Raw genomic sequence first — 16,251 nt, 5'->3', positions numbered from 1 at the left:
TAGAAGGCCGCGCCACCCGCTCAGGGCACCCGGATCAGAACGAACCGATCAGCCCTGTCTTCCGAGCGGCAGCACAGTACGACCTGGTTCAAACGGACACCTGCAACCGTCACCCGCCCACACCCGCCCACACCCGTCGACGTCCCTTTTCCGACGCCCCTTTTCCGAGGACCGTGAATCAGGGCGCCCCTTCTCCCTTCTCCCTTCTCCCTTCTCCCTTCTCCCTTCTCCCTTCTCCCTTCTCCCTTCTCCCTTCTCCCTTCTCCCTTCTCCCTTCTCCCTTCTCCCTTCTCCCTTCTCCCTTCTCCCCTCTCCCGCCAACGCGCCCCTCTGTGCAAAACAGGATTCGAACACCTGCCCCCAGCCACCATTCCGTGCCACCCGCCCCCAGCTTCGTCAACGAGAACGCCCCGTCTCGACTTGCCTGCCCCGGCGGTACGTTTACTATTCGCCTTGTAAGCCGCCCACCCAACTCAATGGAGACGACCGCCCCATGCCCACTGCCACCGCAATGAGCGAAGACATCCTGATCAATGTCACCCCGTTCGAGACTCGCGTCGCGCTGGTCGAGCAGGGAGCGGTGCAGGAACTGCATGTCGAGCGCAGCATCCAGCGCGGCCATGTAGGCAATATTTACCTGGGCCGTGTGGTCCGCGTGCTGCCGGGCATGCAAAGCGCATTCATCGACATCGGGCTGGAACGCGCGGCATTCATCCATATCGCGGACCTGCGGGAGAACCGGGGCGAGCGCAGCCAGGGGCTGCCGCCCACGCCGATCGAAAAACTGCTGTTCGAAGGACAGACCATCATGGTCCAGGTGGTCAAGGACCCCCTGGGCACCAAGGGCGCGCGGCTGTCCACGCAGATCAGCATGGCCGGCCGCATGCTGGTCTATCTGCCGCATGATCCGCATATCGGCATCTCCCAGAAGATCGATTCCGAGACCGAGCGCACGCAGCTGCGCGAACGCTTGCAGGCGTTGATGCCCGAAGGGGAGAAAGGCGGCTTCATCGTCCGCACCCAGGCCGAAGGCGCCAACGACGACGAACTGAACGCGGACGTGGCCTATCTGCGCAAGCTGTGGACCAGCGTGCAGGCACTGGCGCGCACGCAACCCGCCCCCGCCCTGCTGCACCAGGACCTGACGCTGGCGCAGCGCGTGCTGCGCGACATGGTCGGTCCGAACACCGGCACCATCCTGGTGGACTCTCGCACCACCACCGCGTCCATGCTGGAATGGGCGCGCACCTATACGCCGTCGGTGGTGGAGCGGGTGCGTCACTACAGCGGCGAACGCCCGCTGTTCGATACCGCGAACGTAGACGAGGAAATCGCGCGCGCGCTGTCGCGGCGCGTGGACCTGAAGTCCGGCGGCTACCTGATCATCGACCAGACCGAGGCGCTGACCACGGTCGACGTGAACACGGGCGGATTCGTCGGCGGCCGGAATTTCGACGACACCATCTTCAAGACGAACCTGGAGGCCGCGCAAGCCATCGCGCGCCAGCTGCGGCTGCGCAACCTGGGCGGCATCGTGATCCTGGACTTCATCGACATGGAAGAGCAGGAGCACCGCGACACCGTGCTGGCCGAGCTGAAGAAGGCGCTTTCACGCGACCGCACCCGCATGACCGTCAACGGCTTCACACAGCTGGGCCTGGTGGAGATGACTCGCAAGCGGACCCGCGATTCGCTGGCGCACCAGCTCTGCGAACCCTGCCCCATGTGCGAGGCGCGCGGCAACGTGCGCACGCCGCGCACGGTCTGCTATGAGATCCTGCGCGAAATCCTGCGCGAGGCGCGGCAGTTCAATCCCAAGGAGTTCCGCATCCTCGCCTCGCAGGAAGTGGTGGATCTCTTCCTGGAAGAGGAAAGCCAGCACCTGGCCATGCTGGGAGATTTCGTGGGCAAGCGCGTGTCGCTGGAAGTGGAAAGCACGTATACGCAAGAGAAGTACGACATCATCCTGGTTTGACATATGGCCCGACGGGTCGCCCGGCTCCGCCTACCGAATCCGGAACCCGGTTGCTGTCCGCACAGCGTCGGCCGGCAGGGCAAGACACCGCACGCCGCACGCCGACGAACCGGCATCTGCCTCAAGCACCGAGCACATGCCCCACCCGCGAACACCACCACAGGAATCACCGATGAACCTACCCTCGCCCGTTATCGCCGCCCATCCGCCGTCCCGCCCGCGCGCGCGCTGGCACGGCGTCCTGGCCCTGTGCTTCGGCGCGGTCGCCGCCGGCGTCTTCTACTATTTCCTGCGCGGCACCGGCTCGCGCGCGCCGCTCGCCCTGATCCTGAACGGCAACACCGAGGCCGGCGCCGCCAAGCTCGCGGCCTATGCCTTCATCGCCGGCGGCATTCAGTCCTTCCTGATGCGGCTCAGTCCCAGGCTGGGTTTCATGGCCCTGCTCTGCAGCACGCTGACCCTGCTCGGCGTGCTGGTCGCCTGGAATCTCCTGCCGCGCATCGCCGACGGCCTGCCCTATGCCGGCGCGGCGCTCGGCTGGCTGGCGCTGGCCGGCCTCACTTATGCGGGCTGGCGTCGAGGCGCCCATCGGGCCGACCTGGGCCGCGCGGGCGCCACCGCCTCGCTGGCCATCAGCGTGCTGGCCCTGTTGCTGGCGGTCTGGGTGCTGGTGCTGCGCCCGCTGGTTTTCTGAATCCCGCACCGCCCGGCGCGCGGGTGGCCCTCCCACGACAAGGAACACAGATCCTGATGAAATTCGACGATGCATCCTGGCACTACGAGGGCGATTATCCCGCCGACCTGCCTGAATCCGCCGCCGCCACCCACATCGGCATGTTCCTGGCCTGGGCGTTGTTGCACGGCATGGCGGGCGAGGAGCTGATCGACGATTCGGCCGAGGCGCTGGCCGCTTTGCAACGCCGGGAATTGACAGGCGCCCGGTTCCTGATCACCGAGCTGGACGAAAAACTGATCGACGAAGATCTGAATGCCGAGGGCGCCGCCTTCGCCCTGGCGTACTACGTGGGCGACGATCACGACAGCCGCTACATCGACGACTACTTCGCCGCCTTCTCGGTGAACGAAGCCTCGCTCTACAGCGTGCCGGACACCTGGGAACACTACGAACGGCTGGCCCCGGCCATTGATGCGCGCTACGCCCGCTGGGTCCGTGAAGGACGGCCGCAATTCGTGGTCTAGGGCCCGTCCAGGCACCCCGCTAAGCGCGCGCCGCGCGCACGTAGCAGCAAACGACGCGCGAATCACATCGTTCTGTGACCGAGTTGTTTCATTCCACTTCGTTTGCAAACAAGTCTTAAACCTGTGGCAGGCGCCGGGAGCAGTCGATAAGCTCCCGGCGCTTGGCGTTGCTGCCCGGCGGCTCGCCCGATATCCCGCAACACAGGAGCTTTTCCATGAAATTCCTTTTCCGCCCGATCGTCGCCCTGGCCCTGGCGCTGCCCTTGCTGCTCGCCGCCTGCGGCGACAAGGAACCCGAGCAACGCGCCGCGTTCACGCAATTCCTGCAGACCCGTATCATCGACAAACCCGGCGTGCGCGTGCCGCAGCTGACGGCGGAAGAAAAGAAGTCCTTCGGCGACTACGCCGCGCACTACGCCGTGATCACGGATTTCAACTCGGGCATGGACGCATCGGTCAAGCCGCTGAACAGCCTGATGCAAAAGGGCGGCATGCGTACACTGAGCGACATCGTCGCTCGCCGCGACGACCTGAAGACGGTGCAGACGGCGCTCAATGACATGGGCACGGCGCTGAAGGAGCAGCAAGGCAAGGCCGACGCCGCCCGCGCGCAGCTCAAGCAGCCCGACGACCTGAAGGCCGTCTATGCCAAGGCCTATGAAAAGACCGTGACGCTGCCGGCCGACACCTTCCGCAGCGTGCTGCCGCAGATCAACGCCACTTTCGACAGCAGCCTGAAGATCGCCGACTACGTCGCCCAGCACCAGAAGGAAATCCAGATCTCCGGCTCGACCGTCCAGGTCAGCGATCCGGCCGTTCAGAAGGAATTGAACACGATGCTGCAAGACCTGAACACCCAGGCGCGCAACGTGCAGCAGGCCCACACCCGCCTGCAGGCCGTGATGCTGGGCCGCTGAGCCCTTGCCTGAAGCGCGCCGCCTTGCGGGCGGCGCGCGCTACCGGCACGCCGGCGCCTTACCGTCCGGCCATGAACACGCGGTTGCGGCCGGCTTCCTTGGCGCGATAGACCGCCGCGTCCGCGGCTTCGACCAGGCTGGCCGCCGCCTGCCCTGGCTCGGGCAGCGCCGACGCCACCCCGATGCTCAGCGTGACGATGCCCCCGCCATTGTCCTGGTGCGGCAGCCGCAAGGCGGCGACCGACTTGCGCAGGCGTTCAGCGATGGCGAGGGCCTGCCGCCCTTCCGTGCGCGGCAGCAACAGCACGAACTCTTCCCCGCCATAGCGCGCCGCCAGGTCGCGCGGCCGCCGGGCCTTCTGGCGGATGGCCTGGGCCAGCCGCCGCAACAGCGCGTCACCTTCCTGATGCCCATAGCGGTCGTTGTAGCGCTTGAAATGGTCCGCATCCACGAACAGCAGGGACAGCGGCGCGCGCTCGCGCAGCGCGCTTTGCCACTCGCGCTCAAGCACCTCGTCGAACAGCCTGCGATTGGATATGCCCGTCAGGCCATCGGTATGCGCCTGCGCCTCCAGCCTGCGCTCGACCTCGCCGCGCCGCGCCATTTCCCGGCGATACAGCAGCATCAGCGCCAGCATCGCCGCCGACAGGGCGATGGTGACGGGTACGATCAGCATCGCCCGGCGCACCCAGGGCTGCAGCACCTCGTCCACGGCCAACGCCACGGCGACCACCACGGGCGTGCCTTCCACACTGTCGAATGTATAGAGGCGACGCACGCCGTCTGGCGACAGCATGCCGACAAAGGCGCCCTCCCGCCGGATCAGGAACTGCTGGAAGGCCGGCGACATGGCAAGGTCGTCGCCCAGGTCGCTCATGGAATACGGGTCGCGCGCCAGCACCGCGCCGTCGTTGCGGAACACGGTGATGACGTCGCGCTCGCCGATCGACAGGCCCGCAAAGCGATCGCGAAAATACGCCAGGCGCAGCGTGCCCACGACCACGCCGGCGAAGCTGCCATCGGGATTGGACAGCCGCCGGCTGACCGCCAGGCTCTCGTCGCCGCCGCGCAGGCGGCTGCGGTAGGGGCGGCTGAGGTACATGCCCACGTCGTCGGCATCGCGATGGACCCGGAAGAAATCGCGATCGGCGAAGCTGGTAAGCGGCGGTGCGATGGAGGCGGAGTCGTAGCGGACCAGGCCGTCGCTGTCCAGCACCAGGATGGTGCCCAGGTACTCGGCCGAGGCGGAACGATCGAACAGGAAGCGATGCAGCGTCTGCGGCGCCAGCAAGGCCACGCCCGGCTCGTGCAACCGTTCGATCACGCCCTGCAAGGACAGGTCGTAGACGTGGAGCGTGCGGCCGATGGCGCCGGCCAGCCCGTCGGCCAGATTGCGCGACGCGACATAGGCCGCGTCCCAGGTGCCGCGCCGGTCGACCCACAGCAAGGCCGCCGCGGCCACGCAGATGCCCACCGCGACCAGCGCGGCCAAGGTGTACAAGGCGCGGTGCACATAGCCGTGGGGCATCAAGACGGCGCTCCTTCGCGGCGGCCGAGGGCCGGATTCATATCCTGTAAAGCAGCAGCCAGATAATGCCGGGCCATGTGCAGCCGCGCAAGCAGCGGCGGCATACGGTGTAAACACACCGTGAATACATGACGCGGGCACTTGCCGTATGATGCGCCCGCGGCCGTCCCCGGCTACCATGGCGCAATCCGGCCGCGCGCGTGGACCGAGCCGAATTGAACCGGACCCGCGGCCGCCTCCGAAACACCATGGAAAAAAAGGATCGGATCTACAGCTTGCCGGCATGGCGCCTGACGAAATGGCTGGTCAAGCCCGGCCGCAACGTGCCCGCCGATATCCAGATCGCTCTGCTGGGCGGCCTGTTCGGCTCCCTGCCGATCTTCTTCGGCGGCATCATCAATACGCTGATGGTCGCCGCGCTGATAACCTTGCGCCGCCCCGAGCCGCCCTTCCTGCTGTGGCTGGCGCTGGAAACGCTGGTCTGCGCCTCGCGCATCGTGGTGTTGACCTCGGCCCGCCGGGCGGCGCTCGCCGGCAAGCCCACGCACACGGACCTGTACGTGGTGCTGGCGCTCTGCTGGGCGCTGAGCGTGGGCTACGGCACCTTCATCAGCCTGCTCAGCGGCGACTGGATCGCCGCCACGCTCGCATGCCTGTCGGCCGCGTCGATGGTCGGCGGCATCTGCGTGCGCAACTTCGGCGCGCCGCGCCTGTCGGCGGCGATGGTCGCACTGAGCATCGGCCCCTGCGCGCTGGGCGCGCTGTTCACCCACGAGTCCATCCTGTGGCTGGTGCTGGTGCAGGTGCCCTTGTACATGACGTCCATGTCCATGGCCTCGTACCGGCTGAACGACATGCTGGTGTCCACCATGCTCGCCCGGCGCGAGAACGAGCTGCATGCCCGCCAGGATTCGCTGACCGGCCTGCTCAACCGTCACGGCCTGTTCGGCGCGCTGGACATCGCCGTCCGCAACGCCGGCCACGGACAGGCGGAATATGCGGTGCTGTATCTGGACCTGGACGGCTTCAAGGCCGTCAACGACACCTACGGCCACGCGGCGGGCGATACGTTGCTGACCCAGGTATCCGCACGCCTGGTCGCGCTCAAGCCGGCGGACGCGGTGGCCGCGCGCATCGGCGGCGACGAATTCGTGCTGCTGGCCGGCCGCTTGTCCGAGGCCGAAGCGCGCGAACTGGGCGAACGCATCATTGCCTCGGTTTCCCTGCCCTACGATCTGGACCAGGACAAGCCGGTGAGCATCGGCGGCAGCGTCGGCATCGCCTTGATTCCGCGCCACGGCGCCGACAGGGCCTCGGTGCTGCACGCGGCCGACCGGGCCCTGTACCTGGCGAAGTCGGCCGGCAAGAGCCGCACGGCGATGGCCCAGCCCTGACGCCGGCCGGCCGCCGAATCAGGACACGGCGGCGGCGATGCGGAACGGAAAGCCCTTGGCGCCACGCGCCTTGTCCGTTTCACGGTGGGCGCCGATGGCCCAGGCCGGCCCGCCCGCCCCCGAGTGCGATACCAGCTCGCGCATCGCCTGCGCTGAAAATCCGCAGCGCAGCACGGCGGCCTGTCGGCGGGCAAGCTCGAAACCGATGGCTTGCGGCGGCGTGGTGATGCGATCTGATTGCAGCATGGCGGCCTCCTGGCGGCGGGCTCTTCGGAATGAAGAACCGACCGGCCCAATCTAACTCAGCAGGCGCGGCTTGCGCGTGAAATGAAGCGAAAATAAATGCAAAGATCGCTTTACATAGATGCCGCGAATGCTTGTCACACGGACGTGCTGCGCGCGGCCTCGTGACTGTCCGGCGCCTCCCGGTCCGGCTGGTCGTTCCGGCCGTCGGCCGGGCTGCTCATATTGCCGTACAGCAGGGAACGGCCGGCGAACAGGCCGCCGGCCACTTCCAGCTCGAAGCGCTCGGCGTCGCGCCGACGCACGTCGGCCATCGCTTCCTCGGCCTCGTCCGCCGGCACCCCGGCCTCGCGCAGGGCGGCTTCACCGAAGGCCAGGGCCGACTCCAGGGTTTCACGCACCTGGAAGTCCACGCCCTCCTTCACCAGCGCCAGCGCATGAATGCGGTCGTAGGCGCGCACCACCAGCTTGACCAGGGGGAATTCCGACTTGATCAGCTTGACCGCATGGTTGACGGCCTTGGGATCGTCGATGCAGACCAGGATCAGCTTGGCGGTCCCGGCGCCGGCGGTGCGCAGCATGTCCACGCGGGTTCCGTCCCCGTAATAGACTTTCACGCCCCATTTGGCGGCGGCCCGGATGGCGTCCGTGTCGGTGTCAAGGATGGACACCTTGATGCCGCGCGCCAGCATGGCCTGGGTGACGATCTGGCCGAACCGCCCGAAACCGATGATGAGCGCGCAGCCGTCCAGGTCGCGCGCCACGTCCACCCCGTCCATGGACGGCGCCGGCTTGGGCAGCAACCAGCGCAGCGCCAGCACGCACAGCGGGGTCAGCGCCATGGAAATGATGACCACGGCGGTCAGCACGGCCGCGAGATGGGCGTCGAAAATGCCGACCGCGGCGGCCGCGCCGTACAGCACGAAGGCGAACTCGCCGCCCTGGGCCAACAGCGCGGCGCGGGTCAGCGCCTCGCCATGGGAGGCGCGCAACGCGCGGGCGACGGCATAGACGCCGATGGACTTGACCGCCATGAAGATCAGCACCGCCGCCAGGATCAACGGCCATTCGCGCGCCACCGCGGACAGATCCAGCGACATGCCCACGCCCAGGAAGAACAGGCCCAGCAGAATGCCCCGGAACGGTTCGACCTCGGCTTCCAGCTGATGCCGGAAAGTCGATTCGGACAGCAGCACGCCGGCCAGGAATGCGCCCATCGCGGTGGACAGGCCGCCCAGCTCCATCAGCAAGGCCGCGCCCAGCACCACCAGCAGCGCCGCCGCCGTCATGACCTCGCGCGCGCGGGCCGCGGCCAGCAGGCGGAACAGCGGATTGAGCAGCCATCGGCCAGCCGCCAGCAGCGCCAGCACGCAACCCAGCGCGATGGCGGCCTGGGTCCAGGGATCGCCGTGCCCGCCCGTGCCGGCGGGCGCCAGCAGCGCGGCCAATGCCAGCAGCGGCACGATGGCCAGGTCCTCGAGCAGCAGGATGGAAACGATGCGCTGGCCCTGGGCGCTGGCGGTCTCGTCGCGCTCGGCCAGGATCTGCATGACGATGGCGGTGGAGGACAGCACGAAGCCCATGGCCGCCATGAACGCGGCCGGCGCCGACAGCCCGGCCAGCAGGCCGACCCCGGTCAGCAGCGCGCCGCAGGCCAGCACCTGGGCCACGCCCAGGCCGAAGATCTCTCCGCGCAGCTTCCACAGCCGCGAGGGCTGCATCTCCAGCCCGATGATGAACAGGAACATCACCACGCCCAGCTCGGCGACGTGCAGGATGGACTTGGGATCGGAAAAGAAGCCGATGCCGAACGGGCCGATCGCCAGGCCGGCCGCCAGATACCCCAGCACCGACCCCAGCCCCAGCCGCTTGAACAGCGGCACGGCGACCACCGCCGCGCCCAGCAGCACGACGACGTTGACGAGTTGATTGCCTTCGGCGGGCACGGACATGAGGCTTCTCCTGGTTCGGGCAGCCCTCAGTCGGGCATCTAGAGCATCGATCGCCACCCATCGGGATGCCGCGGAGCCGGCTTTGCCGGTCCGCAGGCATGCGCCGCGAGGGGCAGCGCGCAAGCGCTTCGGGGAGGGCTAGTCCTCGCGGAACTGCATCTTGTAGAGCGATGCGTACAGGCCATTGGCCGCCAGCAACTCGGAATGGGCGCCCTGCTCGACGATCCTGCCGGCGTCCAGCACGATGATACGGTCGGCGTTCTGCACGGTGGACAGGCGGTGCGCGATGACCAGCGTGGTGCGACCGCGCATCAGGCGTTCCAACGAGGCTTGAACCTGACGCTCGGACTCGTTGTCCAGGGCCGAGGTGGCCTCGTCCAGGATCAGGATGGGCGCGTTCTTGATCAGGGCGCGCGCGATCGCCAGGCGCTGGCGCTGGCCGCCGGACAGGCGCGCGGCGTTCTCGCCCACCTGGGTCTGCAGGCCGTTGGGCAGGCCCTCGACGAATTCCAGCAGGTTGGCGGCGGCGAGCGCGTCGCGGACCTGCTGCTCGCTCGCCTCGCCCAGCGCGCCGTAGCCGACGTTGGCGGCGATGGTGTCGTCGAACAGCACCACGTCCTGGCTGACCAGCGACAGATGCGAGCGCAGGCTGCGCAGCGTCAGGTCGTTGACGGGCACGTCGTCGACCAGGATGGTTCCGGTCTCGGCCAGCACGAAGCGCGGCAGCATGTTCACCAGCGTGGTCTTGCCGCTGCCCGAGCGGCCCACCAGCGCCACGGTCTGGCCGGGCTCGACGGTGAAGGACACGTCGTGCAGCGTGTCGCGGTCGGCGTCGGGGAAGCGATGGCCGACGCCTCGGAATTCCACGCGGCCGCGCACCGGCTCGGGCAGCGTGCGCGTGCCCTGGTCGATTTCCGGCTTCTGGTCGATCAGCGTGAACACGCTTTCGGCGGACACCAGCATCTTCTGCATGCGGGCGGCGACGTTGGTCAGGCGCTTGATGGGATCGAAAATCTGCGCCAGGGCGGCCATGAACGAGGCGAAGCTGCCCACGGTCAGGGAACCGCTATTGGCCTGGCTGAGGGCGACGGCGATCACCGCGCCCACAGAAATCGAAATGCAGACCTGGGTCAGCGGCGTCAGCGCGGCGTCGGCCGTGGTCGTGCGCATGGCGAAGCGGCGCAGCTTGCCGCTGACGAAGGCGAAGCGGCCGCGCTCGACCTCATAGCCGTCGAACAGCTTGATGACGCGCTGGCCGTCGATGCCCTCGCTGACCACCCGGGTCAGCTCGGCATTCATGTTGACCGTGTCGCGGTTGATGCTGCGCAGGCGCTTGATGAACACGCGGGCGACCAGCACCGACACCGGCAGCATGATCAGGATGATCAGGGTCAGTACCCAGGACATGTACAGCAGCACGCAGATAAGCGCGATCACGACCAGGGTTTCGCGCACCAGCACGGAAATCACATCGGTGGCGTAGCCGGTGACGTTGCCGGCGTCGATGGTGAAGCGGTTCAGCAGGCGGCCGGTGTCGCCGGTCTTGAAGTCGGCGTCGGGCAGCCCCAGCAGACGTTCGAACATGTCGCGGCGCATGCCCAGCAACACGTTGTTGGCCACCCAGGCCAGCAGGTAGTCGCTGAAGAAATTGCAGACCCCGCGCACAAAGATCAGTCCCACCACCGCCAGCGGCAAGGACCAGACATAATGCGGCTTGACGCCGGAAAAGCCCTCGTCGAGCAGCGGTTTCATGATGACCGCCAGCGTGGGCTGGGTGGCCGCCGCGCCCGCCATCAGCAGGATGGCAAGCACCAGGCCCTTCCAGTAGGCGCCCACGCGCTTGTAGATCCGCCCCCAGAGTTCGGCTTTGACAGGCTCGGAGCCCAAGGTCGCTTTGCGTGCGGCAGAATTCAAAGGAATCACTCGCTTCAATACAATTATGCGGTGGATTGTACCGGCTGCGCGCCGCCGTCCGCCCCCTGTCCCGTCCTTGACCTGCGCCCCGGCGCCCGCCCATGTCCGAATTCAGCTGTCTGTATGTCCGCCTGCCCAACTGGGTTGGCGATGTCTGCATGAGCCTGCCCAGCCTGCGCGCCCTGCAGGCGGCCGGCCTGCCCCTGGTGATCTGCGCCCGCCCGTGGGCGCGGGACCTGCTGGAAGGCATCGACAAGCAGGATTTCATCGCGATGCGAGGCAAGGTTGGGCCCGACCGGGCCGCGGTCAGCGCCCACCGTCGCGCGCTGGGCGTCGACGGCAGGCGCGCCCGGGGCCTGCTGCTGCCCGACTCGCTGTCCAGCGCCCTGGTGTTCCGGCTGGCGGGCCTGCCGTCGGCGGGCTACCGGGACGACGGCCGCAGCCTGCTGCTGCGCTGGCCGGTGAACAAGCCGGAGGCGTCCCTGCACGCCGTCGAATCCTGGCACTACCTGACCCGCGCCGCGCTCACGCGCTGGGGCCTGCCCGCCGGCCCGGCCCACCCCGCCCCGACGCTGGACCTGCCGCTCACGCCCGCCCACGAGCGGGCAGCCGACGAGGCCCTGGCCGCCGCCGGGCTGACAGGCAAACGCTTCGTCCTGATCGCGCCCACGGCCACCGGCCTGCACAAGGGCAAGGTCAAAGTCTGGCCAGGATTCGATACACTTACCCGCGGCTTGCAGAATCAGGGCCATACCGTGGTAATGTGCCCTCCTCCCGCGGAAACGGACGAGGCCCGGCGCAATGCGCCGACCGCCCAGTTGCTGCCGCCGCTTTCGCTCGGCGCCTTCGCCGCCCTGACCGCGCGGTCGGCCCTGGTGATCTGCAACGATTCCGGCGTCTCGCACGTGGCCGCCGCAGCGTCCGCACGGCAGCTCACGCTGTTCGGCGTCACCCGGCCCGGCCGCACCGGCCCCTGGTCGCCGCGCGCGGTCTGCGTGGGCGCCGAAGACGCATGGCCGCCGGAGGATGAAGTCGAACGGCAGGCCAGGCGCCTGCTGGACGGCCAGCAGTAACCGGATTGTTTAGACATGACCTTTTCCAGCTATCTGACCAACCTCATCATTCCATTCAACCTGTGCATGACGCTGGTCGTCATCGGCTTGGTGCTGGGCCTGTTCCGGCTGCGCAAGACCGGCGGCGCGCTGATCGTCGCGGGCCTGCTATGGGCGCTGGCCTGGTCGCTGCCGGTGACCTCGGTCTGGCTGGGCGGAGCGCTGGAAAGCCGCTATCCCCACCTGTCGCCCGAGCAATCCCCGACCGCCGACGCGATCGTGGTGCTGGGCGGCAACACGGCCAACGGCCGCGCCAACTGGTTCCTGCCTTATGAAAAAGACAAGGCCGTGGTGCGGATCGACATCGCCGCCCAGCTCTACCTGGCCGGCCGCGCGCCCAAGGTGCTGCTGTCGGGCGGCGCACTGGAAGGCGACGTCAGCGAAGCCCGCGGCATGGCCCACGCCATCCGCCAGCAGGGCGTGCCGGAAACGGCGCTGATCCTGGAGAACTCCAGCCGCACCACCTACGAGAACGCCGCCATGACCGAGGACCAGCTCAAGGCCCGCGGCATCGGCAAGATCCTGCTGGTGACCTCCGCGCTGCACATGCCGCGCGCCATGGCCGCCTTCGCCAAGCAGGGCGTGGTCGCCATCGCCGCGCCGGCGCCGCCGCAGATCGTGCCGCCCACCGACGGCTCGCTGTCGCTGTGGGTGCCCGACCAGCGCACGTTCGACGCCAGCCGCTCCATCATCAAGGAATACGCGGGCCTGTTCGTCTACTGGCTGCGCGGCTGGGTGTAGGTCCACCCCCGAAGCGCCTGCGGCGCTTTCCCCTCAAGGGGGCGCCGCTGCGGACCGGCGGAGCCGGCTCCGCGCGGCCCGGGTCGCGGTGGTTGCTGGCGTGGACCAGGGTTGCTGGCGTGGATAAATAAGATCTATGAATGTGCATTTGCAGGGGCAGGACTGCCGGCCTGGTTGTGGGGCCTGTTGTACTGCGCCGTCGATTTCCAGTCCGATCCCTGGCATGCCGGATGGCAAGCCGGCCGGCGTGCGCTGTGTGCAGTTGCTGGCGGATGAGCGCTGCGGGATTTTCGGGCAGCCCGAGCGGCCGGTCGTCTGCAGCGGGCTGCGGCCGTCGGCCGAGATGTGCGGGGGCAGCCGGGAGCAGGCGATGCACTGGCTGGGCTGGCTGGAGCGGGAAACGTCCGTGTCCGTCTGAACGGCGATCCATTCGCCGGCGCGCCAGGCTGGGTTTACAAGCCGGATACCTTGTGTGAGGATACGGCGATGGATTTCCGTAACGACCTCGTCAAGCTTCACCACCACGGCAGCAGCCTATTGCGCCGTGGTTCGTTACGTCCATAGCAAGGATTCCGGGAATACGCATCCGACACCCGTACCGTGCTCAACGACCAAGGCGCCAACAGGCGCCTTTTTTTATTCCTTCTTTCCGAACCAGGAGCATCACCATGACCATGATCCGAGGAACCCGATTCATCGTCGGCAACGAAGCCGCCCAGACCCGCGCGCTGGAAAACCGCTACCGGAGCTACCTTCATTGAAGCTGGCGCCGAGGAAGCCATCGTCCCCGCCCTGTGGGCGCAGGACACGTTCATCAAGAAGACCGGCGGCAGCGAAATCATGGGCCAGATGTGGGCCTTCGCGGACAAGAAGGGCCGCCCGTGCTGCCTGATCCCCGAAGCCACCGCGCTGTTCCAGGAACGTAGCGCCGAACTGCTGGGCAGGCGACTGGAACGGCCGCTGTTCTACATCGCACGGTGCTACCGCTATGAACGGCCGCAGGCGGGGCGGTATCGGGAATTCACCCAGCTGGGATTCGAATTACTGAGCCCGGACCCGGCCTCCGCCTCCCGCCGCAGCCAAGCTCTGGCTGCCGGTTTCCTGGATGCGCTGGGCCTGCGCTACCAGACCGATGGCATGGCGAAAAGAGGCCTAAGCTATTACCTGGACGGCCAGGGTTTCGAAATGCGTTGCGCCGAACTGGGCGCACAGCAGCAGATTCTGGGCGGCGGCGCATACCCGGAAGGCGCGGGTTTCGCCTTCGGCGCTGAACGACTGCTGCTGGCGATGCAAGCGCAAGACCTGATTTAGCAGTCCGGCTTCCGGCCATCGCCTTGCCTCGGTGCTATCGCCCCGGGGCAAGGACGCAAAGAAAACGGGACGATGCACGCCCCGCTTCCTGTTTTCCCGATCAGGCCGCCGCCTGCTCCCGTTCGCGCAGCACCTGCGCGTAGAGGCTTTCATAACGCGCCGCCACCGCTTCCCAGCTCTGCTCGCGCGCGATGGCCAGGCCGCGCTCGGCCAGCGAGGCGCGCAGTTCGGGTTCCGAACCAAGCCGCTCCAGCGCCTGCGCCAGTTGCGCGCCGTTGCGCGGGTCCTGCAGGATCAGCGCGTCCTTGCCCGCTGACAGGTACTGTGCGAAGCCGCAGTAGGCGGGCGAGCTGACCACCACCGGCAGGCCATGCGACATGGCTTCCAGCGGCGCCATGCCGTAGCTGTCGTTCAGCGTGGGATGGGCGTAGATGTCGGCCGCGCTGAAATACTGGGCGACCTCGGGGGTGGGTTCGATCAGGGCGACCCGGTGCGCGATGGCGCCGGCGCCGCGCACGCGTTCGCGCGTGGCTTCGTCGGCCCCGACCACCAGCAGCCGGTAGTGCGCGGGCAGCTGCGCCAAGGCGTCCAGCAGCGCCGGCAACCCCTTGCGCAGCGGGTTGCGCGCCACCAGCAGGCAACCGATGGTGTCGGCGTCCCAGCCCAGCCGGTCGCGCACGGCCTGGCGCTGGGCGGCGTCGGCGGCCGAGGGCAGCTTGACGCCGGGCGCGATGATGTCCACGGCCAGGCCCGGACCGTAGCTGCGGTGCAGCTGGTCCATGATCAGCCCGGACACGGCCACCACGCGGCGCTCGGGCGCCGGACGCACGCGCGATTTCTCGAGCAGCAGGTAGGTCGCCAGCCGGGGGCTGAGCCAGGCGGTCAGCCGCTTGAGCGGCTTGGCGCGGGTCAGGCGGTTGTAGCGCACCGGCGTCACGTGCATGACCTGGATCTCGCCGGCCCAGCCGTTCATGTGCGAATGCACGATGTCGAACCGGCCGCGCGTGAGCCGGTCGGCGCGCCATGCGAAATACAGCACGCGCATCCAACTGGGCAGCCAGCCGGGGAAACGGATGGGCAGGAAGGGGAAAGGCAGGTCGCTGTCGAAGTCGCGCGCCACGATCTCGATGTCATGGCGCTGCCCCAGCACCCGCATCAACTCGACGCCATAGGCCTCGGCGCCGCCGAAGCGGTTGCCGAAACGGTCGACGAGCAGCGCGATGCGCAGCCGCCGTTCAACCGCGCCGGCGGGAGTCTTCATACCGGGTCAGGCACTTCTGCAGGAAGCGGAGGATGCCGGTCGAACGCGATACCGTCACGCGCGGCAGGCCGAAGACATCGTCATCGGCGCCGGCGCGGCCGCGCACGGTCAGCGTGGCGTTGTCGTAGCCGGCCTCGCGCGCCATGTCGCGGTGTTCCTGCTGCTGCTCGCCATACGGATAGCAGAAGGCCGTGACCGGCGAGCCCAGCGCCTGTTCGAGTTCGTCCTTGGACTGGACGATCTGGCGGCGCGCCTCGTCGGGCGGCAGCGCGGGCAGATGGACGTGGTCCAGCGTATGCGAGCCGACTTCGTTGCCGGCCTGGGCCCAGGCGCGCATCTCGCTCACGGACATGAGCGGCGCGTGCGGAATGCCCACGTGCTTGTCCCAGACGTTGCCGCCATCGAACTGGTGCGAGACGAAGTAATTGGTGGCGGTGAAACCCAGTTCGCTCAGCACCGGCGTGACGTTCTCGAAAACGTTGCGGAAACCGTCATCGAACGTGATGCCGAACACCTTGCCCTGGCGCTCGCCGCGCACATAGGGCATGACGTCGCGCATGGACAGGCCGCGATAACCCAGCCGGCGCATCCAGCGCATCTGGCGGGTGAAGTCGGACGGGTGCACCGTCAGGCCGCGAAACGGCGTGCCCTTGGGATTGGGCTCGCCGATCTGGTGGTACATGAGAATGGGGATACGCATGGA

General features: G+C 67.8%; 15 protein-coding genes. 9 read left to right on the top strand and 6 right to left on the bottom strand.

Features of this window, described 5'->3' with window-relative positions:
- The first annotated feature begins 511 nt into the window (after positions 1-511).
- The 4 genes from rng to C2U31_RS15830 all read left to right on the top strand — a co-directional run bounded on the left by rng (position 512) and on the right by C2U31_RS15830 (position 4,092).
- The gene (rng, locus tag C2U31_RS15845; protein WP_103273638.1) at positions 512-1,975 is read left to right on the top strand and encodes a ribonuclease G; all 1,464 of its coding nucleotides are present in this window, start codon (positions 512-514) and stop codon (positions 1,973-1,975) included.
- Between the two features lie 172 nt (positions 1,976-2,147).
- Positions 2,148-2,669: a hypothetical protein gene (locus C2U31_RS15840; protein ID WP_103273637.1), complete on the top strand. Its 522-nt coding sequence runs from the start codon at positions 2,148-2,150 to the stop codon at positions 2,667-2,669.
- A gap of 56 nt (positions 2,670-2,725) precedes the next feature.
- A complete protein-coding gene (locus tag C2U31_RS15835; RefSeq protein ID WP_103273636.1) occupies positions 2,726-3,175 on the top strand; it encodes a hypothetical protein in 450 nt (149 codons plus the stop codon).
- Between the two features lie 215 nt (positions 3,176-3,390).
- Entirely contained in the window at positions 3,391-4,092 is a 702-nt protein-coding gene (locus tag C2U31_RS15830) for a DUF3053 domain-containing protein (RefSeq protein WP_103273635.1), read from the top strand.
- A gap of 58 nt (positions 4,093-4,150) precedes the next feature.
- Here C2U31_RS15830 and C2U31_RS15825 read toward each other — a convergent pair whose 3' ends face one another.
- Positions 4,151-5,620 carry a diguanylate cyclase gene (locus C2U31_RS15825; RefSeq protein ID WP_369869670.1) on the bottom strand — a complete coding sequence of 490 codons (1,470 nt, stop codon included), beginning with the start codon at positions 5,618-5,620 and terminating at the stop codon, positions 4,151-4,153.
- Positions 5,621-5,868: 248 nt separating this feature from the next.
- Here C2U31_RS15825 and C2U31_RS15820 point away from each other — a divergent pair, with 248 nt between their 5' ends.
- Complete coding sequence (locus C2U31_RS15820) at positions 5,869-7,014, top strand: diguanylate cyclase (RefSeq protein WP_103273633.1); 1,146 nt, start codon at positions 5,869-5,871, stop codon at positions 7,012-7,014.
- A gap of 18 nt (positions 7,015-7,032) precedes the next feature.
- On the opposite strand, the gene C2U31_RS15815 is transcribed toward C2U31_RS15820, so the two are convergent.
- The 3 genes from C2U31_RS15815 to msbA all read right to left on the bottom strand — a co-directional run bounded on the left by C2U31_RS15815 (position 7,033) and on the right by msbA (position 11,123).
- Positions 7,033-7,260, bottom strand: a complete 228-nt coding sequence (locus C2U31_RS15815; RefSeq protein ID WP_103273632.1) for a hypothetical protein — start codon at positions 7,258-7,260, stop codon at positions 7,033-7,035.
- Positions 7,261-7,394: 134 nt separating this feature from the next.
- The gene (locus C2U31_RS15810; RefSeq protein WP_103273631.1) at positions 7,395-9,209 is read right to left on the bottom strand and encodes a monovalent cation:proton antiporter-2 (CPA2) family protein; all 1,815 of its coding nucleotides are present in this window, start codon (positions 9,207-9,209) and stop codon (positions 7,395-7,397) included.
- Positions 9,210-9,347: 138 nt separating this feature from the next.
- Positions 9,348-11,123 (bottom strand): lipid A export permease/ATP-binding protein MsbA, encoded by a 1,776-nt coding sequence (gene msbA / locus C2U31_RS15805; protein WP_103273630.1) that lies wholly within the window; start codon positions 11,121-11,123, stop codon positions 9,348-9,350.
- Positions 11,124-11,224: 101 nt separating this feature from the next.
- Here msbA and C2U31_RS15800 point away from each other — a divergent pair, with 101 nt between their 5' ends.
- From C2U31_RS15800 to C2U31_RS15785, 4 genes are all read left to right on the top strand, one after another.
- Complete coding sequence (locus C2U31_RS15800) at positions 11,225-12,196, top strand: glycosyltransferase family 9 protein (protein WP_103273629.1); 972 nt, start codon at positions 11,225-11,227, stop codon at positions 12,194-12,196.
- 15 nt (positions 12,197-12,211) lie between these two features.
- Positions 12,212-12,976, top strand: coding sequence for a YdcF family protein (locus C2U31_RS15795; RefSeq protein WP_103273628.1), 765 nt, complete (start codon positions 12,212-12,214; stop codon positions 12,974-12,976).
- Positions 12,977-13,112: 136 nt separating this feature from the next.
- The gene (locus C2U31_RS15790; RefSeq protein WP_103273627.1) at positions 13,113-13,394 is read left to right on the top strand and encodes a YkgJ family cysteine cluster protein; all 282 of its coding nucleotides are present in this window, start codon (positions 13,113-13,115) and stop codon (positions 13,392-13,394) included.
- Positions 13,395-13,732: 338 nt separating this feature from the next.
- A complete protein-coding gene (locus C2U31_RS15785; RefSeq protein ID WP_103273626.1) occupies positions 13,733-14,287 on the top strand; it encodes an ATP phosphoribosyltransferase regulatory subunit in 555 nt (184 codons plus the stop codon).
- Between the two features lie 100 nt (positions 14,288-14,387).
- On the opposite strand, the gene C2U31_RS15780 is transcribed toward C2U31_RS15785, so the two are convergent.
- Positions 14,388-15,548, bottom strand: coding sequence for a glycosyltransferase family 4 protein (locus C2U31_RS15780; RefSeq protein WP_103273625.1), 1,161 nt, complete (start codon positions 15,546-15,548; stop codon positions 14,388-14,390).
- The gene (locus C2U31_RS15775; protein ID WP_103273624.1) at positions 15,523-16,248 is read right to left on the bottom strand and encodes a polysaccharide deacetylase family protein; all 726 of its coding nucleotides are present in this window, start codon (positions 16,246-16,248) and stop codon (positions 15,523-15,525) included. The genes C2U31_RS15780 and C2U31_RS15775 overlap by 26 nt, the downstream gene beginning before the upstream one ends.
- Positions 16,249-16,251 lie beyond the last annotated feature (3 nt).

The organism is Achromobacter sp. AONIH1 (assembly GCF_002902905.1).
GTDB lineage: Bacteria > Pseudomonadota > Gammaproteobacteria > Burkholderiales > Burkholderiaceae_B > Achromobacter.
This window is presented reverse-complemented; position numbering and strand designations above follow the sequence as displayed.

Bases quoted from the DNA above. Each gene is read 5' to 3' on its own strand.
- C2U31_RS15835 (WP_103273636.1), top strand. From the start codon at position 2,726: ATGAAATTCGACGATGCATCCTGGCACTACGAGGGCGATTATCCCGCC.
- C2U31_RS15840 (WP_103273637.1), top strand. From the start codon at position 2,148: ATGAACCTACCCTCGCCCGTTATCGCCGCCCATCCGCCGTCCCGCCCG.
- C2U31_RS15795 (WP_103273628.1), top strand. From the start codon at position 12,212: ATGACCTTTTCCAGCTATCTGACCAACCTCATCATTCCATTCAACCTG.
- C2U31_RS15820 (WP_103273633.1), top strand. From the start codon at position 5,869: ATGGAAAAAAAGGATCGGATCTACAGCTTGCCGGCATGGCGCCTGACG.
- C2U31_RS15815 (WP_103273632.1), bottom strand. From the start codon at position 7,260: ATGCTGCAATCAGATCGCATCACCACGCCGCCGCAAGCCATCGGTTTC.
- C2U31_RS15780 (WP_103273625.1), bottom strand. From the start codon at position 15,548: ATGAAGACTCCCGCCGGCGCGGTTGAACGGCGGCTGCGCATCGCGCTG.
- C2U31_RS15775 (WP_103273624.1), bottom strand. From the start codon at position 16,248: ATGCGTATCCCCATTCTCATGTACCACCAGATCGGCGAGCCCAATCCC.
- C2U31_RS15825 (WP_369869670.1), bottom strand. From the start codon at position 5,620: ATGCCCCACGGCTATGTGCACCGCGCCTTGTACACCTTGGCCGCGCTG.
- C2U31_RS15800 (WP_103273629.1), top strand. From the start codon at position 11,225: ATGTCCGAATTCAGCTGTCTGTATGTCCGCCTGCCCAACTGGGTTGGC.
- C2U31_RS15830 (WP_103273635.1), top strand. From the start codon at position 3,391: ATGAAATTCCTTTTCCGCCCGATCGTCGCCCTGGCCCTGGCGCTGCCC.
- C2U31_RS15790 (WP_103273627.1), top strand. From the start codon at position 13,113: ATGAATGTGCATTTGCAGGGGCAGGACTGCCGGCCTGGTTGTGGGGCC.
- rng (WP_103273638.1), top strand. From the start codon at position 512: ATGAGCGAAGACATCCTGATCAATGTCACCCCGTTCGAGACTCGCGTC.
- C2U31_RS15810 (WP_103273631.1), bottom strand. From the start codon at position 9,209: ATGTCCGTGCCCGCCGAAGGCAATCAACTCGTCAACGTCGTCGTGCTG.